Source organism: Actinomycetospora sp. ABD4_176 (genome assembly GCF_056311855.1).
This window is the reverse complement of sequence record NZ_CM149974.1, coordinates 3,882,740-3,903,399: the sequence shown is the minus strand read 5'-3', so window position 1 is coordinate 3,903,399 and position 20,660 is coordinate 3,882,740. Positions and strand designations below refer to the sequence as shown.

19 protein-coding genes are annotated in these 20,660 nt (G+C 74.3%); 17 read left to right on the top strand and 2 right to left on the bottom strand.

Going from position 1 to position 20,660, the window contains the following annotated elements:
- Positions 1-24: 24 nt before the first annotated feature.
- Complete coding sequence (locus ACYX4T_RS18955; RefSeq protein WP_476010833.1) at positions 25-801, top strand: PIG-L family deacetylase; 777 nt, start codon at positions 25-27, stop codon at positions 799-801.
- 749 nt (positions 802-1,550) lie between these two features.
- On the top strand, positions 1,551-2,528 hold the full coding sequence (locus tag ACYX4T_RS18950; RefSeq protein WP_476010832.1) for a hypothetical protein: 978 nt from the start codon (positions 1,551-1,553) through the stop codon (positions 2,526-2,528).
- A 56-nt stretch (positions 2,529-2,584) separates the two neighbouring features.
- Here the strand turns inward: ACYX4T_RS18950 and ACYX4T_RS18945 are convergent, their stop codons facing one another.
- A complete protein-coding gene (locus tag ACYX4T_RS18945) occupies positions 2,585-3,190 on the bottom strand; it encodes a response regulator transcription factor (protein WP_476010831.1) in 606 nt (201 codons plus the stop codon).
- A gap of 532 nt (positions 3,191-3,722) precedes the next feature.
- Here ACYX4T_RS18945 and ACYX4T_RS18940 point away from each other — a divergent pair.
- From ACYX4T_RS18940 to ACYX4T_RS18910, 7 genes are all read left to right on the top strand, one after another.
- Positions 3,723-5,072, top strand: coding sequence for a DUF1996 domain-containing protein (locus ACYX4T_RS18940; RefSeq protein ID WP_476010830.1), 1,350 nt, complete (start codon positions 3,723-3,725; stop codon positions 5,070-5,072).
- A gap of 231 nt (positions 5,073-5,303) precedes the next feature.
- A complete protein-coding gene (locus ACYX4T_RS18935) occupies positions 5,304-6,644 on the top strand; it encodes a purine-cytosine permease family protein (RefSeq protein WP_476010829.1) in 1,341 nt (446 codons plus the stop codon).
- 77 nt (positions 6,645-6,721) lie between these two features.
- The gene (locus tag ACYX4T_RS18930; RefSeq protein WP_476010828.1) at positions 6,722-8,209 is read left to right on the top strand and encodes a GDSL-type esterase/lipase family protein; all 1,488 of its coding nucleotides are present in this window, start codon (positions 6,722-6,724) and stop codon (positions 8,207-8,209) included.
- Between the two features lie 47 nt (positions 8,210-8,256).
- On the top strand, positions 8,257-9,291 hold the full coding sequence (locus ACYX4T_RS18925) for an aldo/keto reductase (RefSeq protein WP_476010827.1): 1,035 nt from the start codon (positions 8,257-8,259) through the stop codon (positions 9,289-9,291).
- 90 nt (positions 9,292-9,381) lie between these two features.
- On the top strand, positions 9,382-10,296 hold the full coding sequence (locus ACYX4T_RS18920; protein WP_476010826.1) for a hypothetical protein: 915 nt from the start codon (positions 9,382-9,384) through the stop codon (positions 10,294-10,296).
- Positions 10,293-11,327: a hypothetical protein gene (locus ACYX4T_RS18915; RefSeq protein ID WP_476010825.1), complete on the top strand. Its 1,035-nt coding sequence runs from the start codon at positions 10,293-10,295 to the stop codon at positions 11,325-11,327. The genes ACYX4T_RS18920 and ACYX4T_RS18915 overlap by 4 nt, the downstream gene beginning before the upstream one ends.
- 29 nt (positions 11,328-11,356) lie before the next feature.
- A complete protein-coding gene (locus ACYX4T_RS18910) occupies positions 11,357-11,836 on the top strand; it encodes a nitroreductase/quinone reductase family protein (RefSeq protein WP_476010824.1) in 480 nt (159 codons plus the stop codon).
- A gap of 9 nt (positions 11,837-11,845) precedes the next feature.
- Here ACYX4T_RS18910 and ACYX4T_RS18905 read toward each other — a convergent pair whose 3' ends face one another.
- Positions 11,846-13,093 carry an alpha-hydroxy acid oxidase gene (locus tag ACYX4T_RS18905; protein WP_476010823.1) on the bottom strand — a complete coding sequence of 416 codons (1,248 nt, stop codon included), beginning with the start codon at positions 13,091-13,093 and terminating at the stop codon, positions 11,846-11,848.
- 190 nt (positions 13,094-13,283) lie between these two features.
- Between ACYX4T_RS18905 and ACYX4T_RS18900 the strand changes: the two genes are divergently transcribed.
- From ACYX4T_RS18900 to ACYX4T_RS18865, 8 genes are all read left to right on the top strand, one after another.
- Positions 13,284-13,892 carry a hypothetical protein gene (locus ACYX4T_RS18900; RefSeq protein ID WP_476010822.1) on the top strand — a complete coding sequence of 203 codons (609 nt, stop codon included), beginning with the start codon at positions 13,284-13,286 and terminating at the stop codon, positions 13,890-13,892.
- 168 nt (positions 13,893-14,060) lie between these two features.
- Positions 14,061-14,939, top strand: a complete 879-nt coding sequence (locus tag ACYX4T_RS18895; protein WP_476010821.1) for a methyltransferase domain-containing protein — start codon at positions 14,061-14,063, stop codon at positions 14,937-14,939.
- A 124-nt stretch (positions 14,940-15,063) separates the two neighbouring features.
- The gene (locus ACYX4T_RS18890) at positions 15,064-16,827 is read left to right on the top strand and encodes a PHA/PHB synthase family protein (RefSeq protein ID WP_476010820.1); all 1,764 of its coding nucleotides are present in this window, start codon (positions 15,064-15,066) and stop codon (positions 16,825-16,827) included.
- A 169-nt stretch (positions 16,828-16,996) separates the two neighbouring features.
- Complete coding sequence (locus tag ACYX4T_RS18885) at positions 16,997-17,185, top strand: hypothetical protein (protein WP_476010819.1); 189 nt, start codon at positions 16,997-16,999, stop codon at positions 17,183-17,185.
- A 153-nt stretch (positions 17,186-17,338) separates the two neighbouring features.
- The gene (locus ACYX4T_RS18880) at positions 17,339-17,713 is read left to right on the top strand and encodes a hypothetical protein (protein WP_476010818.1); all 375 of its coding nucleotides are present in this window, start codon (positions 17,339-17,341) and stop codon (positions 17,711-17,713) included.
- Positions 17,714-17,732: 19 nt separating this feature from the next.
- Complete coding sequence (locus tag ACYX4T_RS18875) at positions 17,733-18,149, top strand: helix-turn-helix domain-containing protein (RefSeq protein WP_476010817.1); 417 nt, start codon at positions 17,733-17,735, stop codon at positions 18,147-18,149.
- Positions 18,146-18,976, top strand: a complete 831-nt coding sequence (locus tag ACYX4T_RS18870) for an alpha/beta fold hydrolase (protein ID WP_476010816.1) — start codon at positions 18,146-18,148, stop codon at positions 18,974-18,976. The genes ACYX4T_RS18875 and ACYX4T_RS18870 overlap by 4 nt, the downstream gene beginning before the upstream one ends.
- Before the next feature lie 25 nt (positions 18,977-19,001).
- Positions 19,002-20,651, top strand: a complete 1,650-nt coding sequence (locus ACYX4T_RS18865) for a class I adenylate-forming enzyme family protein (protein WP_476010815.1) — start codon at positions 19,002-19,004, stop codon at positions 20,649-20,651.
- The last annotated feature ends 9 nt before the right edge of the window (positions 20,652-20,660 follow it).

Sequence of the window (20,660 nt, the reverse complement as noted above, 5' to 3'; positions counted from 1 at the left end):
GCGCCGACACTAGGCTCCGTGTCCGTGGCGACCATGGTCACCTTCCACGCACACCCCGACGACGAGTGCATCGCCTGCGGCGGCGTCATGCGCGCCGCCGCGGACGCCGGGCACCGGGTCGTCCTGGTGGTCGCGACGCGCGGCGAGCACGGCGAGATCGTCCCGGGCGTCCTCGAGAACGGCGAGACGCTCGCCGAGCGCCGCGTCAAGGAGACCCACGCGGCGGCCGAGGTGCTGGGCGTCGCGCGGGTGGAGTTCCTCGGCTACGTCGACTCCGGCATGGTCGACACGGACACCAACGGCGCGCCCGGGTCGTTCTGGTCGGCGGACGTCGAGGAGGCCGCCGGGCGGCTCGCGGCGATCCTGCGCGAGGAGGACGCCGAGGTCCTCACCTGCTACGACCGCATCGGCGGCTACGGCCACCCCGACCACGTCCAGGTCCACCGCGTGGGCCGCCGGGCCGGGGAGCTGGCCGGCACGCCGCGGGTCTACGAGTCGACGAGCAACCGTGACGACTTCCGGCGCATGGCCGCGATGGCGCGCGAGGCCGGCGAGGAGATGCCCGACCTCGACCCCGAGGGCTTCGGCTCCCCCGAGGCGGAGCTGACCACCCGCGTCGACGTGACGCCCTGGCTCGCCGCGAAGCGGGAGGCGATGCGCGCGCACCGCAGCCAGATCCCCGACGACTCCTTCTTCCTCGCCCTGCCCGACGACCGGTTCGCGCTGGCCTTCGGCACCGAGTGGTTCATCCGCGTCGGCGGCGACCCGACGCAGCGCGAGGACACCCTCTTCCCCGCGTAGGCCGGGCACGTCGCGACCCGCCCGGGAGCCCTCGTCGGCGACCCCGCCGCCCGGCGTGGTGGTATGGACCGCGACACCGACACGGCGGGACGGAGCGGGCGGATGCCGAACGAGATCGTCGTCGATCGGCGCCCCGTCGGGGGAGAGAGCTGACGTGGCGACCGGTCTCGACCCGGCGAGCGGTCCGGTCCGCGAGATGCCCACCCTCGTCGACGACACCCCGCCCACCGCCACCCGTCGGCGACCGTCGCCGGAGACGCTGCTCACGGCCGCCGTCGGCGCGCTCCTGGGCGGGCTGTTGTTCCTCGCGGCCTACCGCGGCATGCCGGACGACTCCTACATCACCCTCGACTACGCCCGGAATCTCGCCGAGCTCGGGCACTGGGGTCTGACCCCGTTCCGCGACGCGAACTCGGCCACCTCGCCGCTCAACGTCTGGCTGCTCGCGGGCGGCATCCTCGCGACCGGGCGCCCGGCGGTGTCCGTCGGCCTGGTCCTCGTGCTGACGACGGCCCTCACGGCGGTCTGGGCGGCGGGGCTCGCCCGGCTCGTCGGCGTCCGCCCGCTGGTGCTGGGGTCGCTGACGGTCGGGCTGGTCGTCACCTCGCCGATCTTCGCCTCGGTGGTCGGCATGGAGTCGTTCCTGGTGGTGGCGACCCTGGTCGGTGTCGCGCGCTACGCGGCGGAGCGCCGGGTCGTCGCCACCGGCGTGCTCGCCGGGCTCGCAGTGCTCACCCGGCCGGATTCTCGTGCTCCCCGTCGTCGTGGTCGTCGCCGTCCTGTTCGTGGTCCGCGAGCCCCGCGAGCCCGTCCGTGGCCTCCTCGCCCTCGTCCTCGGCGCGCTCGTGGCGCTGCCCTGGCACCTCTGGTCGTGGGTCGCGCTCGGGAGCTTCGTGCCGGACAGCCTCATCATCAAGACGGGTGGGGCGTTCCCGAACGGCGAGGTCTTCGGCAACGGCCCGCTGTTCATGGCGCAGCGGTGGCCGGTGTCGATGCTGCTGATCGGCGTCGTCGTCGGCGTCGGTGTCGTGTCCCTGGTCGTGTCGGCCGCACGCTGGGTCGCCGGCCGGGGCCGGTTGCTGGACCGGGTCGTCGTCGCCTGCGGCCTGGCGGGGGCCGCGCACTACGGCGCCTACGCGGCGATGGGTGTCTCGTCCTACATCTGGTACTACTGCCCCTCCCTCGCGCTGCTGACGCTGTGCGCGGCCCTCGGCGCCGCGGACCTGAGCGCGCGGCGCGCGGGGGCGGTCACCGCGGGGCTCGCCGTCCTGTCCGGCGTGAGCGTGGGGCTCATGATCGCTCCGGGCGTGCCCTGGGCGTTCCCCACGCTGTACGGGAACTGGGCCACCGCGGCGCAGTACCAGACGGCCGGGCAGCAGCTCGGCGCGGCGCTGCCGCCCGGGGCGAGTGTCCAGGCACCCGGCGAGATCGGCGGCCTGGCGTTCGCCTGCCGGTGCGACATCGTCGACGAGTTCTCCGACCAGTCCCGCGTCCGTGCCCTCGTCGAGGAGCGGTCGGCGCAGGCCGGACCGCTGACGCGCGCGCTCCTGCGCGTCAACTACCTGCACGCGGACACGGCGCCGCCCGACCCGTTCGAGTACGTGCTGCGCTGGGAGCCGGGCCCGGGACCGGGATGGCCCACGGACGTGCCGGGGCGGGGCCAGGGACGGATCGTCCTCGGCCCGCCGAGCCAGGACTACCGCGCCGACACGCGGCCCGTCGGCTGATCGTCGGGGCTGATCGTCGAGGTACGGCCGCGCCCGCGCCGACGTCGCGGGCGTCCTCAGCCCTCGAGGATGTAGCCACGCCCGCGGACGGTGCGGATCCGCTCCGCGCCGAGCTTGCGGCGCAGGTAGCCGATGTAGACCTCGACGATGTTCGACGTCGGCGGGCCGCCCCACACGCGCGTGACGAGCTGCTCCTGCGACATCGCCTGGCCCCGCGGGTGGCGGATGAGCGCGTCGACCACGGCGAACTCGGTGCGCGAGAGGCTCACCGGCTTGTTCTCGACGAAGACCTGCTCGAGCGCTGTGTCGACCGCCACTTCCCCGCGGCGCAGGAAGAGCTGCGCGGTGGGCCGGTCGTCGCCCAGGCGCAGCCGCAGGCGCGCCAGCAGCTCCTCCATGGGGAAGGGCGTGACGAGGTAGTCGTCCTGGGTCGCGCGGAGGGTCGAGACCGTGCGGTCGCGGGCTTCCGGGCTGGTCAGGGCGATGACGGGGGTGCGCGGGCTGTCGCGGTGGAGGTCGGCGAGCACCTCGACCGGCCGCAGCCCGGGCATCTCGACGTCGAGGACGACGGCGCGCGCACCGCTCGCCCGGGCCGTGGCCCCGACGCTCCAGCTCTCACGAAGGAGTTGCGGTTCGAAGCCGTGGGACCGCAACGTCCCCACGAGGACGCTCGTTGTGCGGTGGGACGGGGCCACGCACAGCACGCGGCCCCGCTCCGCGCCCGCATAACGGTCAGGTCTCATCGCGGCCACTGTGGCCCGAGCTGCTCGCGGTTTCAATCGACGAGCGCCGAGCGGAGACGTGATGCTCGTCGGCGTCGCCGACCGGTGGTCACCTGAGAGCCGGGCGGGGCGAGCGGAGCACGGATTCATCCTTTCGGCGGCATCAGCCTGCCGATCGTCGCGCCGAGCGGGCCTGCGAGCGGTGTCCGGACACGGATGTTCTCAGGGTCGGCCCCGTCACCCGGTCGTGTCCCTACCGTGACCTTCCGTCGGAGCCGGACGGCGACGCTCCCCCTCACGTCATGCCGCCGTCCGTGCTCCGCCGACACACCACCCGTGGACACCCGTGTCCCCGACGCCGACTCCCCGGACGAGCTCCCCACGTCCCGGCGCCGCGGGCACCCGTAGGAGGTTCCCCGTGCCCCGACGCGGACGACATCGCGTATCACTCCCCAAGCGGCTGCTCGCGATCGTGGCGGCCCTGCTCATCACCGGCGGCATCGTCACCGTCGCCGGCTCGGCCTTCGCCGACGACGACTCCGGCTCGGGCTCCGACTCCGGGATCCTCAGCTCGCTCACCGGCGACGACGAGGGCTCCGGCGACGACGAGGACTCCGAGGACTCCGAGGACTCCGAGGACTCGGAGAGCGGCCGGTCCGGCTCCGAGGACTCGGAGGGCGAGGACGGCCAGGACGGCCAGGACGGCCAGGACGGCCAGGACGGCCAGGACGGCCAGGACGAGGGCCGGGGCGACGAGGGCCAGGACGGTGAGGACGGCGAGGACGGTCAGGACGAGGGCCAGCGCCGTGCCGCCGAGAACAACGGGATGACCGAGGACGTCGGCGAGGTCGAGGCCGACAACGAGGCCCCCGAGGTCGAGGCCGCCGAGGCCCAGGAGGAGGAGTTCCCGGGCCGCGACGAGGCCGCGAACGCCGACGCGGGCGACTTCGTCGACATCAGCGATGTCGAGGAGAACGGCAACATCGGCGAGGGCGGTGTGTTCACCGGCGGGTCCTACTCCGTGGACTGCGGCGTCAGCCACCACAACAACTCCGACAACTACATGGCCGCGCCGGGCAAGCGGAACGGTGCCCAGCACGTCCACGACTACGTCGGCAACCACACCACCGACGCGAACTCCGACGACGACCCGCTGCAGGAGGCGGCCGACGCGGGCCAGACCTCCTGCGTCAACGGCGACGGTTCGGCGTTCTTCTGGCCGGTGCTGCGCGACATCAACGGCCAGGCCCCCGACGAGGGCGAGGACGGCGGCAGCCTCGACGGCAACGTCGGCTCGATCGTCCAGCCGGCCTCGGTCGACCTGCGCTTCCACGGGCACGGCGACCGGGAGGTCGAGCCCATGCCGACCCACCTCATGATGATCATGGGCAACGCGAAGCAGGGCGCGCAGGACGGCAAGAACGTCAACGCGAAGTACACCTGCACGGGCGCCGGGAACGAGAACCGGATCACCGAGCAGTACCCGATCTGCGGGGACAACGAGCGGCTCACCCGTATCCTCGACTACCCGAGCTGCTGGGACGGGGAGAACCTCGACTCGAAGGACTTCCGGTCGCACATCTTCTTCCCGGACGAGCAGGGCAACTGCGAGGACGACCAGACGCCGATCCCGGCGCTGCGGATCACCCTGCAGTACGAGCAGCCCGAGGGCCGCACCTTCCAGATCGACAGCTTCCCCAACGAGCAGCACGACCCGCGGACCGACCACTCCGACTACCACAACATCGCGAGCCAGGCCTCGAACGATGCCGGTGCGGAGTGCATCAACAACGACGAGCAGTGCGCGAACCTGCCGCAGTAGGCCGCGACTGAGCACGAACCCGAGGGGCCGTCCCCGTGATCTCCGCGATCACGGCGGGCGGCCCTCTCGCGTTCGTGCGCTCGCCGACCTACCGTCGGGGGCAGGCGCCGACGCGGCGCTCACGGGAGTCCGGGCGAAACCGGGCTGAGAGGGGACCTCGCCGAAGCAGGGCGGCAGCGGTCCCGACCGTCGGAACCTGATCCGGATCATGCCGGCGCAGGGAGGCTGCGAATGAGCACGTCCACGTCCACCTCCGGGACCGGTGCGCACCCCGAGGTCGCGCCCACCCTCGACGGACCCGTCCCCCAGACCCTGGGCTTCCTCGACCAGGGCGCCTTCTGGGCCAACCTCGGCGTCAGCCTGCTGGGCTTCGCCGGCGTCCTCGCCGTCCTCCAGCCCGCCGGGGCGCCGCCGCTGACCGTCACCGCCGCCGTCGTCGCCACCGTCGTCGGGACCCTGATCGGCAGCGCGATGGTCGGGCTGTCCGCGATGCCGGGCGCCGCGACCGGGGCGCCGGCGATGGTGCTGCTCCGCGGCCTGTTCGGTGGGGTCCTGTCGTGGGTGCCGTCGGTGCTCAACGTCGTCCAGCTGATCGGGTGGGGCACGTTCGAGCTGGTCGTCATCGCCCAGGCGGGCACGCTGGCGCTCGGCGGGCCGACGTGGGCGTGGGTGGTCGGCGCCGGGGTGGTGACGACCCTGCTGACCCTGCGCCCGCTCGGGATGCTGCGGCTGCTGCGCCGGGTGGTGACGATCCTCGTCGCGATCTCCGTCGCCTACCTGGCCTGGTGGCTCTTCACGCGCCCGGAGCTCGACCTCGCCGCCGGCGGCGGTTCCTGGGCCGGGTTCTGGGCGGGCACCGACGCGGCGATCGCCGTCGCCGTCTCCTGGATCCCCGTCGCCTCGGACTTCTCCCGGCACTCCCGGCGCGTCTCCACCGCGTTCACCGCGGCCACGGTCGGCTACGGCATCACCCAGATCGTCTGCTTCGTCGTCGGCCTGGCCGCCCTCGCGCTGGTGGCGGGCGACGGCGACGCGGTGTTCGCGCCGATGCTGGCCGCGCCGCTCGGGCTCGTGGCGCTGCTCGTGCTCACCGCGCGCGAGACCGACCAGTCGTTCGCCAACGTCTACTCGACGGCGGTCTCGGTGCAGAACCTCGCGCCGCGCGCCGACCGTCGCGTGCTCTGCCTCGTCATCGGCGCGCTCATCACGGTGCTGGCCCTCGGCGTCACCATCGACGACTACGCGGTCTTCCTCGCGGTCATCGGGTCGGTGTTCGTGCCGCTGCTCGGCGTGGGGGTGGGGGACGCGCTGGTGCGTCGCGGCGCCGCGGGCGACCTGTCGCGCTGGGCGCCCTCCCGCCCGCTGATGGTCGTCGCGTGGGCGGTCGGGCTCGTCGTGTACCAGCTGGTCAACCCGGGTGGCGCGCCCGTCTGGTCCGCCGCCTGGACCGCGCTGCGCGACGCCCTGGGGCTCACGCCGCCGTCGTGGCTGTCGGCGTCGCTGCTGTCGTTCGTCGTCGCGACCGCGGCGGCCGCGGGCCTCGCCCTCGTGGAGCGCCGCCGCCGGACGTGACACTCGTCCGGGTGACGGGGCCGGGGTCGGTCCGGTACTGCTGACGGTGCCGGCGTCGTCGGGGGCGAGGAGGACCGATGGGTCGTCCGCGAGGCCTCGCGCGCGAGCTGCGCTCGCCGATGACGCTGCTGCTCGTCGCCGTCTGCGTCGTCGCCGGGGTGTGGGCGGCGGTGGTGCTCACCCCCGACCAGGACGTCGAGGCCTTCGGGCAGCGGATCAGCGTCGGGGCGCAGCCGCCGACCGCGACGCCGTCGGGGCCGCCGCGGATCGTCCAGATCGGCAACACCAGCCTCGACGTCCCGGACGTGACGGTCTACGGGCCGCTGCGCCCGCAGCTCTCGATCGGGCCGGTGGCGCGCAACGAGACCGCCGGGCGCGCCGTGGAGTCGCTGGCGGAGGGCCGCAGCCCGGCGGACGCGCTGGCGGCGATCGTCGGCGGCTTCGAGCGCTGGTACGCCTGGGCGACGCTGATCCTCGTCGCGGTGGTGCTCGGCGTGTGCGGGCTCGTCGGGTCGGTGCGCGTCCTCGCCGCGCTGCGACGGACCGCGCGACGGTCCGGGGCGGGCGCGCGTCCCGCCGTCATCGCCCGCCGGCTCTCGCGGACGCTGACGCGCTCGACGCTCGTCGCCCTCGCCTCGGCCCTCGTGGTGTGGGGCGTGTGCGGGGTGCTCGCCGTCGCCGGGGCCCAGGGCCTGCGCGACGCCCGCTCGCTGACCGACCTCACCGGCGCCCACCACGTCACGCCGTCGCCGGTCGGCCCCGCGGTGTCCGGGGTGCGCGGCGTGGTGATCGGGGACTCGCGCGTCGCCCGCCTCGGCGGGCCGCCGACACCGGACGCGACGCCCGAGGACCTCGCCTGCGCCCGCAGCAGCGACTCGCTCGCCCGCCAGATCGGGTCCGCGCTCGGCGACGAGGTGCTCAACCTCGCCTGCTCCGGCGCCCGCATCAGCGCGGGTCTGCGCGCCCCGCAGCAGGCCGGCGGGCAGCTGGTGCCGCCGCAGATCGGGCGGCTCAAGCAGGTCGAGGACCCCGCGTTCGTCGTCGTCGCGGTCGGCCCCAACGACCTGGACTGGACCGACCTCATCGGCTACTGCTACGCCGCCGACGACTGCGCCGACAACTTCACCGCCGGCGAGTTCCGCTACCGGCTCGCCACCTTCGACCGCGACTACGCCGACCTCCTCGCCGACCTCGCCACGCTGCCGTCACGGCCGCGGGTCGTCGTCGTCACCTCCTACGACGTCCTGCGCCCGGACGCGCAGTGCGCCACGGTCCGCGGACCGCTGCAGTACTCCGGGCTCACCCCGGACGAGATCGCGCTGCTCGCGGGCCGCAACGCCGAGCTCAACGGCGTGCTCACCGCGGGGGCGCAGCGCTACGGGTTCGAGGTCGTGGCCCCGCCGCTGCGCCCGCTGTGCACGCCGTCGCCCGACGGGCTGGGCCCCGACCTGCAGTCCCTCGAGGACCCGCACCCGTTCCACCCGACCGGCGTCGGCGTGCTGCGCCTCGCGATCCCCGTCGTCGACCGGATCGGGGTGCCGCCCGGCGCACCGCCGCCCGGCTGATCCCGGCGGCGGGCGTCGATCGGGGGACGGACGGCTACTCCCCGGCCGTGAGGATGCGGACGCTGGGACGTACCGGGATCAGGATCAGTCCCTACTGCCTGGGCGCGATGATGTTCGGTGCCTGGGGCAACACCGACCACGACGACTCGATCCGGATCATCCACCGCGCACTCGACGCCGGGATCAACGTCGTCGACACCGCCGACGTGTACGCGCAGGGCGAGTCGGAGGAGATCGTCGGCAAGGCGCTGAAGAACCGGCGGGACGACGTCGTGCTCGCCACCAAGGCGCACGCGCCGATGGGCGACGACCCGAACCACCGGGGCAACTCACGGCGCTGGCTCGTGCGCGAGGTGGAGGACTCGCTGCGGCGGCTGCAGACCGACCACGTCGACCTCTACCAGATCCACCGCCCGGATCCGGAGACCGACGTCGAGGAGACCCTCTCGGCGCTCACCGACCTCGTGCGCAGCGGGAAGGTGCGGGCGATCGGGTCGTCGACGTTCCCGGCGTCGGAGATCGTCGAGGCGCAGTGGGTCGCCGAGCGCCGGGGCCTCGAGCGCTTCCGCAGCGAGCAGCCGCCGTACTCGATCCTCAACCGCGGCATCGAGCGCGAGGTGCTCCCGGTCTGCCGGCGCTACGGCATGGGCACGCTGGTCTGGAGCCCGCTGGCGATGGGGATGCTCACCGGGAGGATCCGCAAGGGTCAGGAGGCCGGGACGCAGCGCGCGCAGCGCACCCCGGGCCGGTTCACCGACGAGCGCAAGCTCGACGCCGTCGAGGCGCTGGTCCCGCTCGCGCAGGAGGCCGGCCTGTCGATGGTGCACCTGGCGATGGCCTTCGCCGTGTCCCACCCGGCCGTGACGTCCGCGATCATCGGGCCGCGCACGATGGAGCAGCTCGAGGACGTGCTCGCCGGGGCCGAGGTGACCCTCGACGACGAGGTCCTCGATCGCATCGACGAGATCGTCCCGCCCGGCGTCGACGCCAACCCCGGCGACGTCTCCTACGAGCCGCTCGCCATCGGCGAGGTCACCCAGCGCCGCCGCCCGCGCGGGGAGCGGGCCGCCGCCGGGAATTAATTCCCCCGAAAGGGGCGGATGGCGGATGGAAGCCGGGCATCCCCTCGACAACGCTGATCACCGAATTCCACCTCCGGAAGGGGTCCCGCGATGGGCACCGTCGCCGTCGTGATCGTCATCGTGGTGGTGCTGCTGGCGTTGGCGGGGGTCGGCGCCCTCGTGCTCTCCCGGCGCCGCCGCCAGCAGCAGCTCCAGCAGGAGTTCGGCCCCGAGTACGAGCGCCGCGTCTCCGAGACCGGCGACCGCAAGGAGGCCGAGCGCGAGCTGCGCGAGCGCAAGGAGCGCCACGACCAGCACGAGCTCCGGCCCCTCCAGGGCAACGAGCGCGAGCGGTTTCACTCCGACTGGCAGCAGGTGCAGCGTGGGTTCGTCGACGACCCGGGCGGCGCGGTCGAGCACGCCGACGCGCTGCTCGTGACGATCATGCGGGCCCGCGGTTACCCCGTCGAGGGCGGCGAGCGGCGCACCGAGGACCTCTCGGTCGCCCAGCCCCACCTCGTCGAGGACTACCGCGAGGCGCAGCGGGTCGTGACGGCCCACCGGCAGGGGTCCGCGACCACCGAGGACCTGCGCTCCGCCTTCACGTCGTTCCGCACGCTGGTCGAGGCGATGCTGGAGGACGGCGCGACCCAGGGTGGGCACGACCGCGCACCCGGCGGGCCGGGTGATCGGTACGGCGGGCAGCCCGGCGGTCCGGGTGATCAGTACGGCGGGCAGCCCGGCGGTCCGGGTGGTCAGTACGACGGCCACGACGGCCACGACGGCCACGACGGCCACGACGGTCACGGCGGCCCCGCCGGCGGCACCGAGCGCATCCCGGGCGCGCCCGGGGGCGGCCCGGGCCAGTACAGCGGTTCCCCAGCAGGAGCAACGGAGCGGATCGAGCCGTCACGCGGGGGTGCGCCCGGGCAGGGAGCGCCGCCCGCACCGGCCGGTCCGGGCCGGCCACCGTCGGCGCCCCCGGCGACCGGCGGACCCGACGGACACCAGGAGCGCAGGCGATGAACCACCCCGAACAGAGCCGCCCCACCGGTCACGAGCAGGCGGGCCACGCCCGTCCGGGCGGATACGACGAGGACCCGCGCCAGAACGAGGGCGGACCCGGACGCGCCGACGACCCCTACGGCCGCGAGGCCGCCGGGCAGTTCGGCGACCAGCAGGGCCAGCAGCACGGCGACCCCTACGGCGACCCGTACGTCGGCGCCCAGCAGCAGCACGGCCAGCCGCAGGGCGGGCAGTACGGCGGCCAGCACCTCGGCGGCGGGCCGTACGACCAGCCCGGCGGCCCGGCCGGCCAGCACGCCGGCGGCGGGCAGTACGACCAGCCCGGTCAGCACGGCGGCGGCCAGTACGACCAGGCGGGCGTGCAGCCGGGCCAGCACGGCGGCGGCGGGCAGTTCGACCAGGCGGGCCAGTTCGGCGGTGGCCAGTACGACCAGGCCGGCCAGTACGGCGGCGGCCAGTACGACCAGCCCGGCGCCCAGCCCGCCCAGCCCGGCCAGTACGGCCAGCACGCGGGCCAGGCGCCCGGCCAGCAGTACGCCGGGCAGGGAACCGGGATGCCGACCGGTGCCGGCCCGGGCGGACCCGGCGCCGACGGCCCGTCGGGGATGGGCGGGCAGCCCGGGGCCTACCCCGGTCCGCCGGACCACGCGGGCGGCGCGCCCGGCGAGCCGACGGGCGGCCGTGACGGCGGCAACGGCTTCGGCGGGCCCGGAGGCCCGGGCGAGCCGACGTCGGACGCCGGGCGGGGAGGCGCCGGCCCCGCCCACGACACGATCATCGACCCGCAGCGGGCGGCCCAGTGGCGCTCGCAGTGGGAAGAGGTCCGCATGACCTTCGTCGACCAGCCCCGGGATGCCGCGGCGCGGGCGGACGGCCTGGTCGGCGAGGTGCTCGAGGAGCTCTCGCGCACCTTCGCCCAGCAGCGCAGCGCGCTCGACCCGAACTCGCTGGAGGGCGACCCGTCCACCGAGGAGCTGCGCCGCGCCGTGCAGCGCTACCGCGAGTTCTTCGACCGGCTGCTCACGCTGTAGCCCCCGCTACCCGCCGGTACGGTCCGGCCGTGGTCTCGACCCAGGACTTCGGCCGTGCCCTCGACCGCCTCGCCCCCGTGGTCGGGGCGGTCACGAGGGCGCACATCGCGCTCTACCGCCGTACCGGCGGGCGCCTCGGGCACTCGCTCCCGGGGTTGCCGACGATGCTGCTGCTCGACCACGTCGGGGCGCTCAGCGGGCGCCCGCGCACCACACCGCTGCTGTACTTCACCCACCCCGACGACCCGGACGACCTCGTCGTCGTCGCCTCCTACGGCGGGCACCCCCGCCACCCGGCCTGGTTCCACAACCTGCGGGCCCATCCGGACACGACCGTGCAGGTCCGCGACGAGGTCCGCCCGGTCCACGCGCGCATCGCCGGCGACGCCGAGCGCGAGCGGCTCTGGCCGGCCGCCGTCGCGACGTACGGACCCTTCCGGGGCTACCGGCGCCGCGCGGAGGAGGCCGGGCGCACGATCCCGTTCGTCGTGCTCACCCGGCGGCGGTAGCTCCGGCTCCTATCCGCGCAGCCGGACGTGGTCCGGGGTCAGGTCCTTGACCGACGACACCCCGAGCAGCGCCATCGTCCGGCGGATCTCGGCGGTGAGGATGGTCGTCAGGTGCTCGACGCCGCGCTCGCCGCCGGCCATGAGCGCGTAGAGGTAGGCGCGACCGACCAGGCAGCCCGAGGCGCCGAGAGCGACGCCGGCGACGATGTCGGCACCGGACATGATCCCCGTGTCGAGCAGCACCTCGGCCTCGTCGCCGACCTCGGCGACCACCGACGGCAGCGTCTCCAGGGGCACCGGCGCGCGGTCGAGCTGGCGCCCGCCGTGGTTCGAGACGACCACGGCGTCGGCGCCGGCGTCGACCACCCGTCGCGCGTCCTCCGCGGTCTGGACGCCCTTGACGACGAGCTGCCCGTTCCACGTGGATCGGAGCCACGCGAGGTCGTCGAGGTTGAGCGCCGGGTCGAACATCGTGTTGATGAGCTCGGCGACCGTGCCCTCCCACGACGTCAGGGCCGCGAACTCCAGCGGGTCGGTCGTGAGGACGTTCAACCACCAGTGCGGGTGGCGGGCCATGTCGACCAGGGTCCGCGCGGTGAGGGCCGGCGGGATGGTCAACCCGTTGTAGGCGTCGCGCAGGCGGGCCCCGCCGACCGGGGTGTCCACGGTCAGCATGATCGCCTCGTTCCCGGCCTCCTGCGCCCGGCGCACGACCTCCTCGCTCGCGGCCCGGTCGCGCCACAGGTAGAGCTGGAACCAGCGCCGGGTGTCCGGGGCGGCCGCGGCGAGGTCCGCGGGCGAGATGGTGCCCATGGTCGAGAGGGTGTGCGGCACCCCGATGCGGCCGGCCACGCGTGCCACGGCCGCCTCGCCCTCGTGGTGCATCATCCGCGTGAACCCGGTCGGCGCGAACGCGAACGGGTAGGCCGAGGGCCCGCCGAGCATGGTCGTCGAGGTGTCGATCTGCGAGACGTCGCGCAGCACCGAGGGCCGGAACTCCAGGGCGGCGAAGGCGTCGCGGGCGCGGCGCAGCGAGAGCTCGGCCTCGGCGGCGCCGTCGGTGTAGTCGAAGACGGCGCGCGGGGTGCGGCGCCGGGCGATCTCCCGGAGGTCGGCGACCGTGTGGGCGCGGGCGAGCCGCCGGCGCACCGGGTCGGGATCGGGGCGGGCGAGGCGCAGGAGCGGGCGCAGCTCCGACGGCCGCGGCAGCCGGCGCGCCGTGCGGCCGGTGGTCGGGTGCTGCTGCGGGGTCGACATCGGCCACGCTCCTCCTCGCGACGGCAGGGCCCTCCCACCGAACGGGGCCGGACGCGGAACGTCAAGGACGGGCGACGAAGCGCGAGCAGCGCGCACGGGGAGGGGATGGTCCCCCCGTGGCGGCCGGCTCTGCGGTACAACCGACCGTGACGGGGCCGAGCACCGACGGTCCGGGGGAGAGGACGAGGTCGTGAGCTACCCGCAGCGCTCGTGGGACGACGGCGACGTGGAGGTCCTCGGCAAGAGGCTCTGGGCCGGCGGTGTCGCCACGGCCATCGTCGCCGCGGGCATCGCGATCGTCGGCGTGCTGATCATCTCGAACGTCTTCGAGCTCGGCATCCAGACCGCGGAGCGCAGCGGCGCGCTGGTCGACAACGCCATGACGATCATCCCGGTGTGCGCGGTCATCGCGGCGCTCGCCGGCACCGCGCTGCTGCACCTGCTGCTGCTCACCACGCCCCGGCCGGCGACCTTCTTCTCGGCGATCGTGCTGCTGGTGCTCGTGGTGCTGCTCCTGCAGGTCTTCCTCGCCCGCGGCGGCATCATCGACCACATCGCGACCGCGGTGCTCTACGCCGCGATCGGGCTCGCGATCATCTCGATGCTCTCGGGCGTCTCGCGGACCGCCGTGCGCCCCGCGTCGTCGGGCGGCTGGGGCGGGCGCCAGTACGACGGGCGCTACGACCAGCGCTACGGCAGCTACGAGCAGCCCCGCGAGCCCTACCCCGGGCCCTACGGCCAGGACGAGCGCACCACGCGTTACGACCCCCGCGGGCAGCAGGGCGGCCGCTGGGGGTAGTCGTCCGGGCGGCGACCGTGACGTTGATTCTATTGACGCCCCTTCCCTTGACCCTCCGTGCGGCGCCTGACGACGATCGAGGCGCGTGATGCTCCACGCGGGCGATCCCACCTGTCCGCGTCCAGCTCCGTCGCCCCCGGTGGGCGACACCGGGAGGAGAGGTCAGCGATGGCACCCACGGCGGTCAACGGCACGAGCAACGGCACGAGCGGCCGCGAGCACGAGGTCGTGCGTCGGGCACCGGCGCCGGGCGAGGCCTCGGGCACGACGCCCCACCACCCCGTCGACCTCGAGGCGGCCCGCCAGTCGATCCGCCTCGCGCTCCCCGAGCCGGGCAGCAAGTTCAGCCAGGACGACGAGTTCTGCGTCGTCGCCCAGCCCGACGGCTCGTGGGGCGAGTTCCGGTTCCACGACTACGACCGCATCTTCCAGGTGCCGGGGCTGTACGAGAAGATCTTCTACGACGTGCTGGGCTGCGACTCGCCGCGGTTCATGGTCGGGCTCCTCGACGACGCGCTGGCCGCCTCCGGGGTGGCGGCGTCCTCGCTGCGCGTCCTGGACCTCGGAGCGGGCAACGGGATCATGGCCGAGGAGCTCGCGGCGGTCGGCGTCGAGCACTCCGTCGGCGTCGACATCCTCACCGAGGCCCGCGAGGCCGCCCTGCGCGACCGCCCGGGCCTCTACGCCGACTACCAGGTCGCGGACCTCACCGCGCTCCCGGCCGAGGACCGCGAGGTACTCGCCGGCCACGGGCTGAACACGCTGACCGTGGTCGCGGCCCTGGGCTTCGGCGACATCCCGCCCCAGGCCTTCCGCACCGCCTACGACCTCATCGCCCCCGACGGCTGGGTCGTCCTGACCATCAAGGACGCCTTCCTCGAGGCCACCGACACGTCGGGCTTCGGCGGCATGATCGGCGAGTCGATCCGGTCCGGCGCGCTCGAGGTCGTCCGTCGCGAGCGCTTCCAGCACCGCCTCGCCACCGACCGCAGCCCGCTGCTCTACGAGGGCATCGTCGCGCGCAAGCGGGGGGCGCTCGCCGGCTGACCGGGCCGTGAGAGGGACCTCGGACTCGTCGGTAACCGTGTGATCCACGTCCCAGCGGGGCACACTCGTCGACGGGGCGTGTCAGGCGCGGCACGCCCGGTGAGTCGACGTGGAGGTCGCCGACATGACCGTGGACCAGGCCCGTACCGGAGCGCAGCGGAGCCCGGCCGTCCCGACGTTCCCGACCGTGGACGTCGCCCGTTCCCTGGAGTCGGTGGTCCCCGCCGACCTGCTGGCCGAGGTCGACCCGGCGCTGTGGGGACGCACCGTCGTGCAGCTCGCGCAGGGCCTGGCGACCCATCCGTCCGACGTGGGACGGGTGGTCGCCGGGCACGCCGCGCTCGCCGCGCGCATCGGCACGGCCACCGTCGCCCGGGCCTTCGGCTCGACCGCGGACGGCCCGGTGCCGATCGAGAAGGACGGCCGGTTCTCCGACCCGACGTGGGAGGAGAACCCGGTCTACTGGGGTCTGCGCCAGCAGTACGTCGCGCTGACCTCGACGCTGCACGACCTCGTCGACGCGGCCGGGCTGGACCCGGCGTCGCGGGAGCGGGCCGCGCTGCTCGCCGACGTGCTGGGCAGCGTGCTCTCGCCGACCAACCTCCTGCCGGGCAACCCGGCCGCGCTCAAGCGCGCCTTCGAGACCGGCGGGTCGAGCGTGGTGTCGGGCTTCCGGCAGATGCTCGACGACCTCGCCACCAACCAGGGCCGCCCGCGCCAGGTCGACCGGACGAACCTGCGCGTCGGCAAGGAGCTCGCCGCGACGCCGGGCAAGGTCGTCTACCGCAACCGTCTCATGGAGCTCATCCAGTTCGAGGCGCAGACCGACGAGGTCCACGAGATCCCGATCCTCGTGAGCCCGCCCTGGATCAACAAGTACTACGTCATGGACCTCGCGCCGGGTCGCAGCTTCCTCGAGTGGGCGGTGCAGCACGGGCACACCGTGTTCGTCATCAGCTACCGCGACCCGGACGAGTCGATGGCCGAGACGGGCCTCGACGACTACCTGGAGCTGGGCGACCTCGCCGCGCTCGACGTCGTGCAGGAGATCACGGGCGCGGAGAAGGTCAACCTCGTCGGGCTGTGCCTCGGCGGCCTGATGGCCACCATCACGCTCGCCATGCTGCACGCCCGGGGCCAGGGCGACCGCGTCAACTCGCTGACGCTGCAGAACACGCTGCTCGACTACAGCGACCCGGGCCCGGTGGCGAGCTTCGTCGACCCGGAGATCGTCGAGCGGCTCGAGCGCAAGATGGCGAAGACCGGCTACCTGCCCTCGGAGTCGATGGCGGGCACGTTCGACCTGTTGCGCGCCAACGACCTGATCTTCAACTACGTCGGGCCGAACTGGCTGGAGGGCAAGGCGCCGCCGGCGTTCGACATCCTCGCGTGGAACGCCGACTCCACCCGGATGCCGGCCAAGATGCACGCGTTCTACCTGCGGCACTTCTACCTGGAGAACGAGCTCGCGCGCGGTGAGCTGGAGCTGCTCGGCGAGCACCTCTCGCTGAAGTCGATCACCAACGACACGTTCATCGTGGGCGCGGTCAACGACCACATCGCCCCGTGGCGCACCTCGTTCACCTCCACCGGGCTGCTCGGTGGCGACGTGACCTTCACGCTGTCGAACGGCGGGCACATCGCCGGCGTCGTCAACCCGCCCGGCAAGAAGGCCAAGCATTGGATCGGCACCGTCGGCGGCGACGCCGCGCCCGACGCCGACACCTGGCTGCAGCGGGCGACCGAGGTGCAGGGGTCGTGGTGGGAGCCGTGGCGCGACTGGGTCGCCGAGCGCGGCGGCGGGATGCGCCGGCCGCCGTCGGTGGGGTCGGAGGCCCACCCGCCGCTCGGTGACGCCCCGGGCAGCTACGTCCTCGGGACCGGGTGACCTCCGCGGCACGGTCATGACCCCGGTGTGACCCTGCGTAACAGCGGGAGGTCGGCGGCCGATCGACGGTTGACGGCACCGGCCCGGGTCGTCACCGTGTTGCACGGGGCGCATCGCGTGCGCGTCCCCTGCAACCGGCCGCCTGCCTTCACCACCGAGGGTGTTGCCCGTGAACCGTCACGCCTCCGTCGCCCTGCGCCGCAAGGTCGACGCCGCCGTCGATCCCGTCTACGACCAGGTGTTCCTGCGCCTGGACCTCCTCCTGGCGACCCGCGAGGGCCGCTGCGGGTGCGATGCCTGCGTCGCGAAGGTCGCCGGGTGGCGCGATCGGCTGGTGGGGACGCTGCCGGCGCTGTGACCTGACCCCCGTGATCTGACCGCTGTGATCTGATCCTGTGATCTCACCGTGGCCGTGCGGTGACCGGACGTGACCGAGGCCACCGAGCCCCCGCGCCCGGACGGGTGTGCTTGGTAAACTGAGCGCTCGTCACCGACGACGGAGGGACCCCTCATGGCAACGCCGACCGCGCCGAAGGCCGACCCGGACCTCGACCAGCTCCGCGACCGGGCCGTCGACACGATCGCGCAGGTGCAGGAGGCCGGTCTGCGTCTCGCCGGCTCCGTCGCCGAGAGCTGGGGACCGGCCCTGCGCGGCCTGCCGGGCGTCCCCGGTCTGCCGGGCCTGTCCGGCGTCCCGGGCGCCGCGCAGGCCGCCGACCACGGCGTGGCCGGTCTGCCGCGCACGCCCGCCGAGGTCGTCGACCGGGTCTACGACACCGGTGTGCAGATGCTCGAGGCGCAGCGCTCGGTGGCCCACCAGGTGCTCGAGGCGGTCGCCCCGGCGCTCCCGTCGGCCCGCGCGACGGTGACGTCGCCGCGGCGCTGACGTCGTGGGCTGACGAGAAGTGGCCGGCCCGGGCGGGCCGTGGGAGGACCACCGCCGCGCCCTGGGCGGGTTCATCCGCAGCCAGCGCAAGCTCGCGCGCCTGTCGCTGCGGCAGCTCTCCGCCCTGAGCAACATCTCGAACCCCTACCTGAGCCAGATCGAGCGGGGGCTGCACGAGCCCTCGGTCCGCGTGCTGCACGCGATCGCGGAGGCCCTCGACATCTCGGCCGAGAACCTGCTCCTGCAGGCCGGTCTCGTGCGCGAACAGGCCGGGGGCGCCCCGGCGGACGCCGGCGAGCGGGGGGACTCGTCCACCGAACGGGCGATCCGTGCCGACCGTCGGCTCTCGGACGCCCAGAAGGAGGCCCTGATCTCCGTGTACCGCAGCTACACCGCGGGCTCGCCGACCGGCGGTGCCCCGGGAGCGACGTCGTGAGCGCGCTCGCCATCCCCGAGCCCACCTCCGCCCCCCGCGACGAGTGGGTGGGCGACGTCGTCGTCGCCGGCCACCGGCTCCACGTCGCCCACCGCCCCGGCGCGCCCGGGCGGCTGCCGCTGGTGCTGGTCAACGGCATCGGCGCGAGCCTCGAGCTGTTCGAGCCGCTCGTCGCCGCGCTCGACCCCGACCGGCCTCTGGTGCGCTTCGACGTGCCCGGCATCGGCGGGTCGCCGCTGCCGTGGGTGCCGCTGCCGATGGCGGGGCTCGCCGCGCTCCTCTCGGGGCTGCTCGACGAGCTCGGTTACGCGCGGGCCGACGTCCTCGGCCTGTCCTGGGGCGGCGGCATCGCGCAGCAGTTCGCGCTGCAGCACCCCGACCGCACCGCGAGCCTGGCCCTGGTGAGCACCGGGACCGGCGCGATGATGGTGCCCGCCCGCTTCAGCGTGCTGGCGAAGATGCTCACCCCGCGGCGCTACAACGACCGCGCCTACCGTCGCGAGGAGGGCGCGGAGATCTACCAGGGCGAGTCCCAGGTGGACGTCGACGCGGTGTTCTCCCGCGTGCACCCGGTGAAGTTCCGCGGCTACCTCTTCCAGCTCATGGCTCTCATGAGCTGGACGAGCCTGCCGGTGCTGCCGTTCATCGGGGCGCCGACGCTGGTGCTCGCGGGCCGTCGCGACCCGGTGATCCCGATCGTGAACGCGCACATCATGGGCGCGCTCCTGCCGCGCGCGACCGTGCACCTGCACCACGGCGGGCACCTCGGTCTGCTGACCCGGCCCGACGAGCTGGGTCGGGTCCTCGAGGACTTCCTGGACAACTGACAGCCTGCCAATAAGGTTCACCACCATGACGGCGGTGGACTGGCGGACCTGGGTGCCCGAGCAGCTCGCATATCCGGAGGTGCCCGTCGGGGCACTGCTCGACGGCGCCGCGCGGCGGTGGGGCGAGCGCACGGCGTTCCGCCACCACGACCGGGAGATCGGCTTCACCGGGCTGTGGCGGGCCGCCTGCGGCCTGGCGCACGACCTGCAGGCGCGCGGGGTCGCCCCCGGCGACGTGGTCGGCGTGCACCTGCCCAACGTGCTCTCGTTCCCGATCGCCTACTACGGGATCCTGCTGGCCGGGGCGACGTTCACGCCGGTCAGCCCGCAGCTGCCGCCCGACGGCGTGGCGGGCCAGCTCGCCGACGCCCGCGCGGTGGCGGTGATCGGCCTGCAGGACACCGGGTCGGGCGTGCCGCTGATCCCGACCGACGGCGTCACCGTGGGCGACGGCGCGGAGGCCGACCAGCCGCCGGTCGTCGACCTCGACCCGTCCGTCGCGCGGGCGCACCTCGCCTACACCGGCGGCACCACCGGCCGCCCCAAGGGCGTCGTGCTCACCCACGCAGGAGTCGTCACCAACGTCCTGCAGTACGCGTGCCACGGCAGCGGGTCGCGGCCCGTGCCGGGCGTCGGCGGGGACGTGGGCCTCGAGCAGCTCGGCCCGGCGCAGGAGTGGCCGGTGCGCCTGGGCGAGGGCTCGGGCATCGCCGTCGCGCCGTGGTTCCACGCGATGGGCACGATCGGCGGCATCGGCGTCGCCGTGGTGTCCGGGTCGACGAGCATCGTGCACGAGCGCTTCGACCCGGTCCGCCTGCTCACCGACGTCGAGACCCACCGCGTCACGACGATCTCGGGCGCCCCGCCGCTGTTCCACGCGCTGCTCGCGCACCCCGAGGCGGCCGGCCGCGATCTCACCTCGGTGCGGACCGTGACCTCGGGCGCCGCCCCGATGCCGCTCGCGCTCGCGCAGCGGATCGCCGCGCGGATGCCCGAGGCGGTCATCGTCGAGGGCTACGGCATGACCGAGGCGACGATGGGCCTCACGATGGGCGCCACCGCGCGCTCGGCGCACCGCCGCGTCGGCACGGTCGGCGTCCCCGTGCCCGACACCGAGATCCGGGTCGGCCCGTCGCCGTCGGAGCCGGTCGCCGCCGGGGAGGCGGGCGAGGTGTGGGCGCGCGGGCCGCAGGTGATGGTCGGCTACCTCGACCGGCCCGAGGCCACGGCGGAGACGCTGGTCGACGGGTGGCTGCGCACCGGCGACATCGGGGTGGTCGGCGAGGACGGCCAGCTCGAGATCGTGGACCGCGCCAAGGACATGCTGCTCTACAAGGGCTACAACGTGTACCCGCGCGAGCTCGAGGAGCTGCTGGTCGCGCGGCCCGAGGTCGCGTCCGCCGCGGTCGTCGGCCGCCCCGACGTCGCGGTCGGCGAGGAGCCGGTCGCGGTGCTCGTGCTCGCACCCGGGCAGGAGGCCTCCGCGGAGCTCGCGGCGGGCATCGTCGCGTCCCTCGACGAGCAGGTGGCGCCCTACAAGCGGCTGCGCGCGGTCCACGTCGCCGACGCCCTGCCGGTGTCCGCGGCGGGCAAGGTGCTCAAGCGGGAACTGCGCGACCAGGTCCGCGACGCGGGCCCGCTCGGACCACCCGTCTGGCGGCGTGAGCAGGGCTAGAGTGAGGTC

What these genes read in the sequence shown, in the direction of transcription:
- ACYX4T_RS18935 (WP_476010829.1), top strand. Translation starts at nt 5,304, where the DNA reads ATGAGCACGTCCACGTCCACCTCCGGGACCGGTGCGCACCCCGAGGTC.
- ACYX4T_RS18920 (WP_476010826.1), top strand. Translation starts at nt 9,382, where the DNA reads ATGGGCACCGTCGCCGTCGTGATCGTCATCGTGGTGGTGCTGCTGGCG.
- ACYX4T_RS18915 (WP_476010825.1), top strand. Translation starts at nt 10,293, where the DNA reads ATGAACCACCCCGAACAGAGCCGCCCCACCGGTCACGAGCAGGCGGGC.
- ACYX4T_RS18865 (WP_476010815.1), top strand. Translation starts at nt 19,002, where the DNA reads ATGACGGCGGTGGACTGGCGGACCTGGGTGCCCGAGCAGCTCGCATAT.
- ACYX4T_RS18895 (WP_476010821.1), top strand. Translation starts at nt 14,061, where the DNA reads ATGGCACCCACGGCGGTCAACGGCACGAGCAACGGCACGAGCGGCCGC.
- ACYX4T_RS18890 (WP_476010820.1), top strand. Translation starts at nt 15,064, where the DNA reads ATGACCGTGGACCAGGCCCGTACCGGAGCGCAGCGGAGCCCGGCCGTC.
- ACYX4T_RS18905 (WP_476010823.1), bottom strand. Translation starts at nt 13,093, where the DNA reads ATGTCGACCCCGCAGCAGCACCCGACCACCGGCCGCACGGCGCGCCGG.
- ACYX4T_RS18930 (WP_476010828.1), top strand. Translation starts at nt 6,722, where the DNA reads ATGGGTCGTCCGCGAGGCCTCGCGCGCGAGCTGCGCTCGCCGATGACG.
- ACYX4T_RS18880 (WP_476010818.1), top strand. Translation starts at nt 17,339, where the DNA reads ATGGCAACGCCGACCGCGCCGAAGGCCGACCCGGACCTCGACCAGCTC.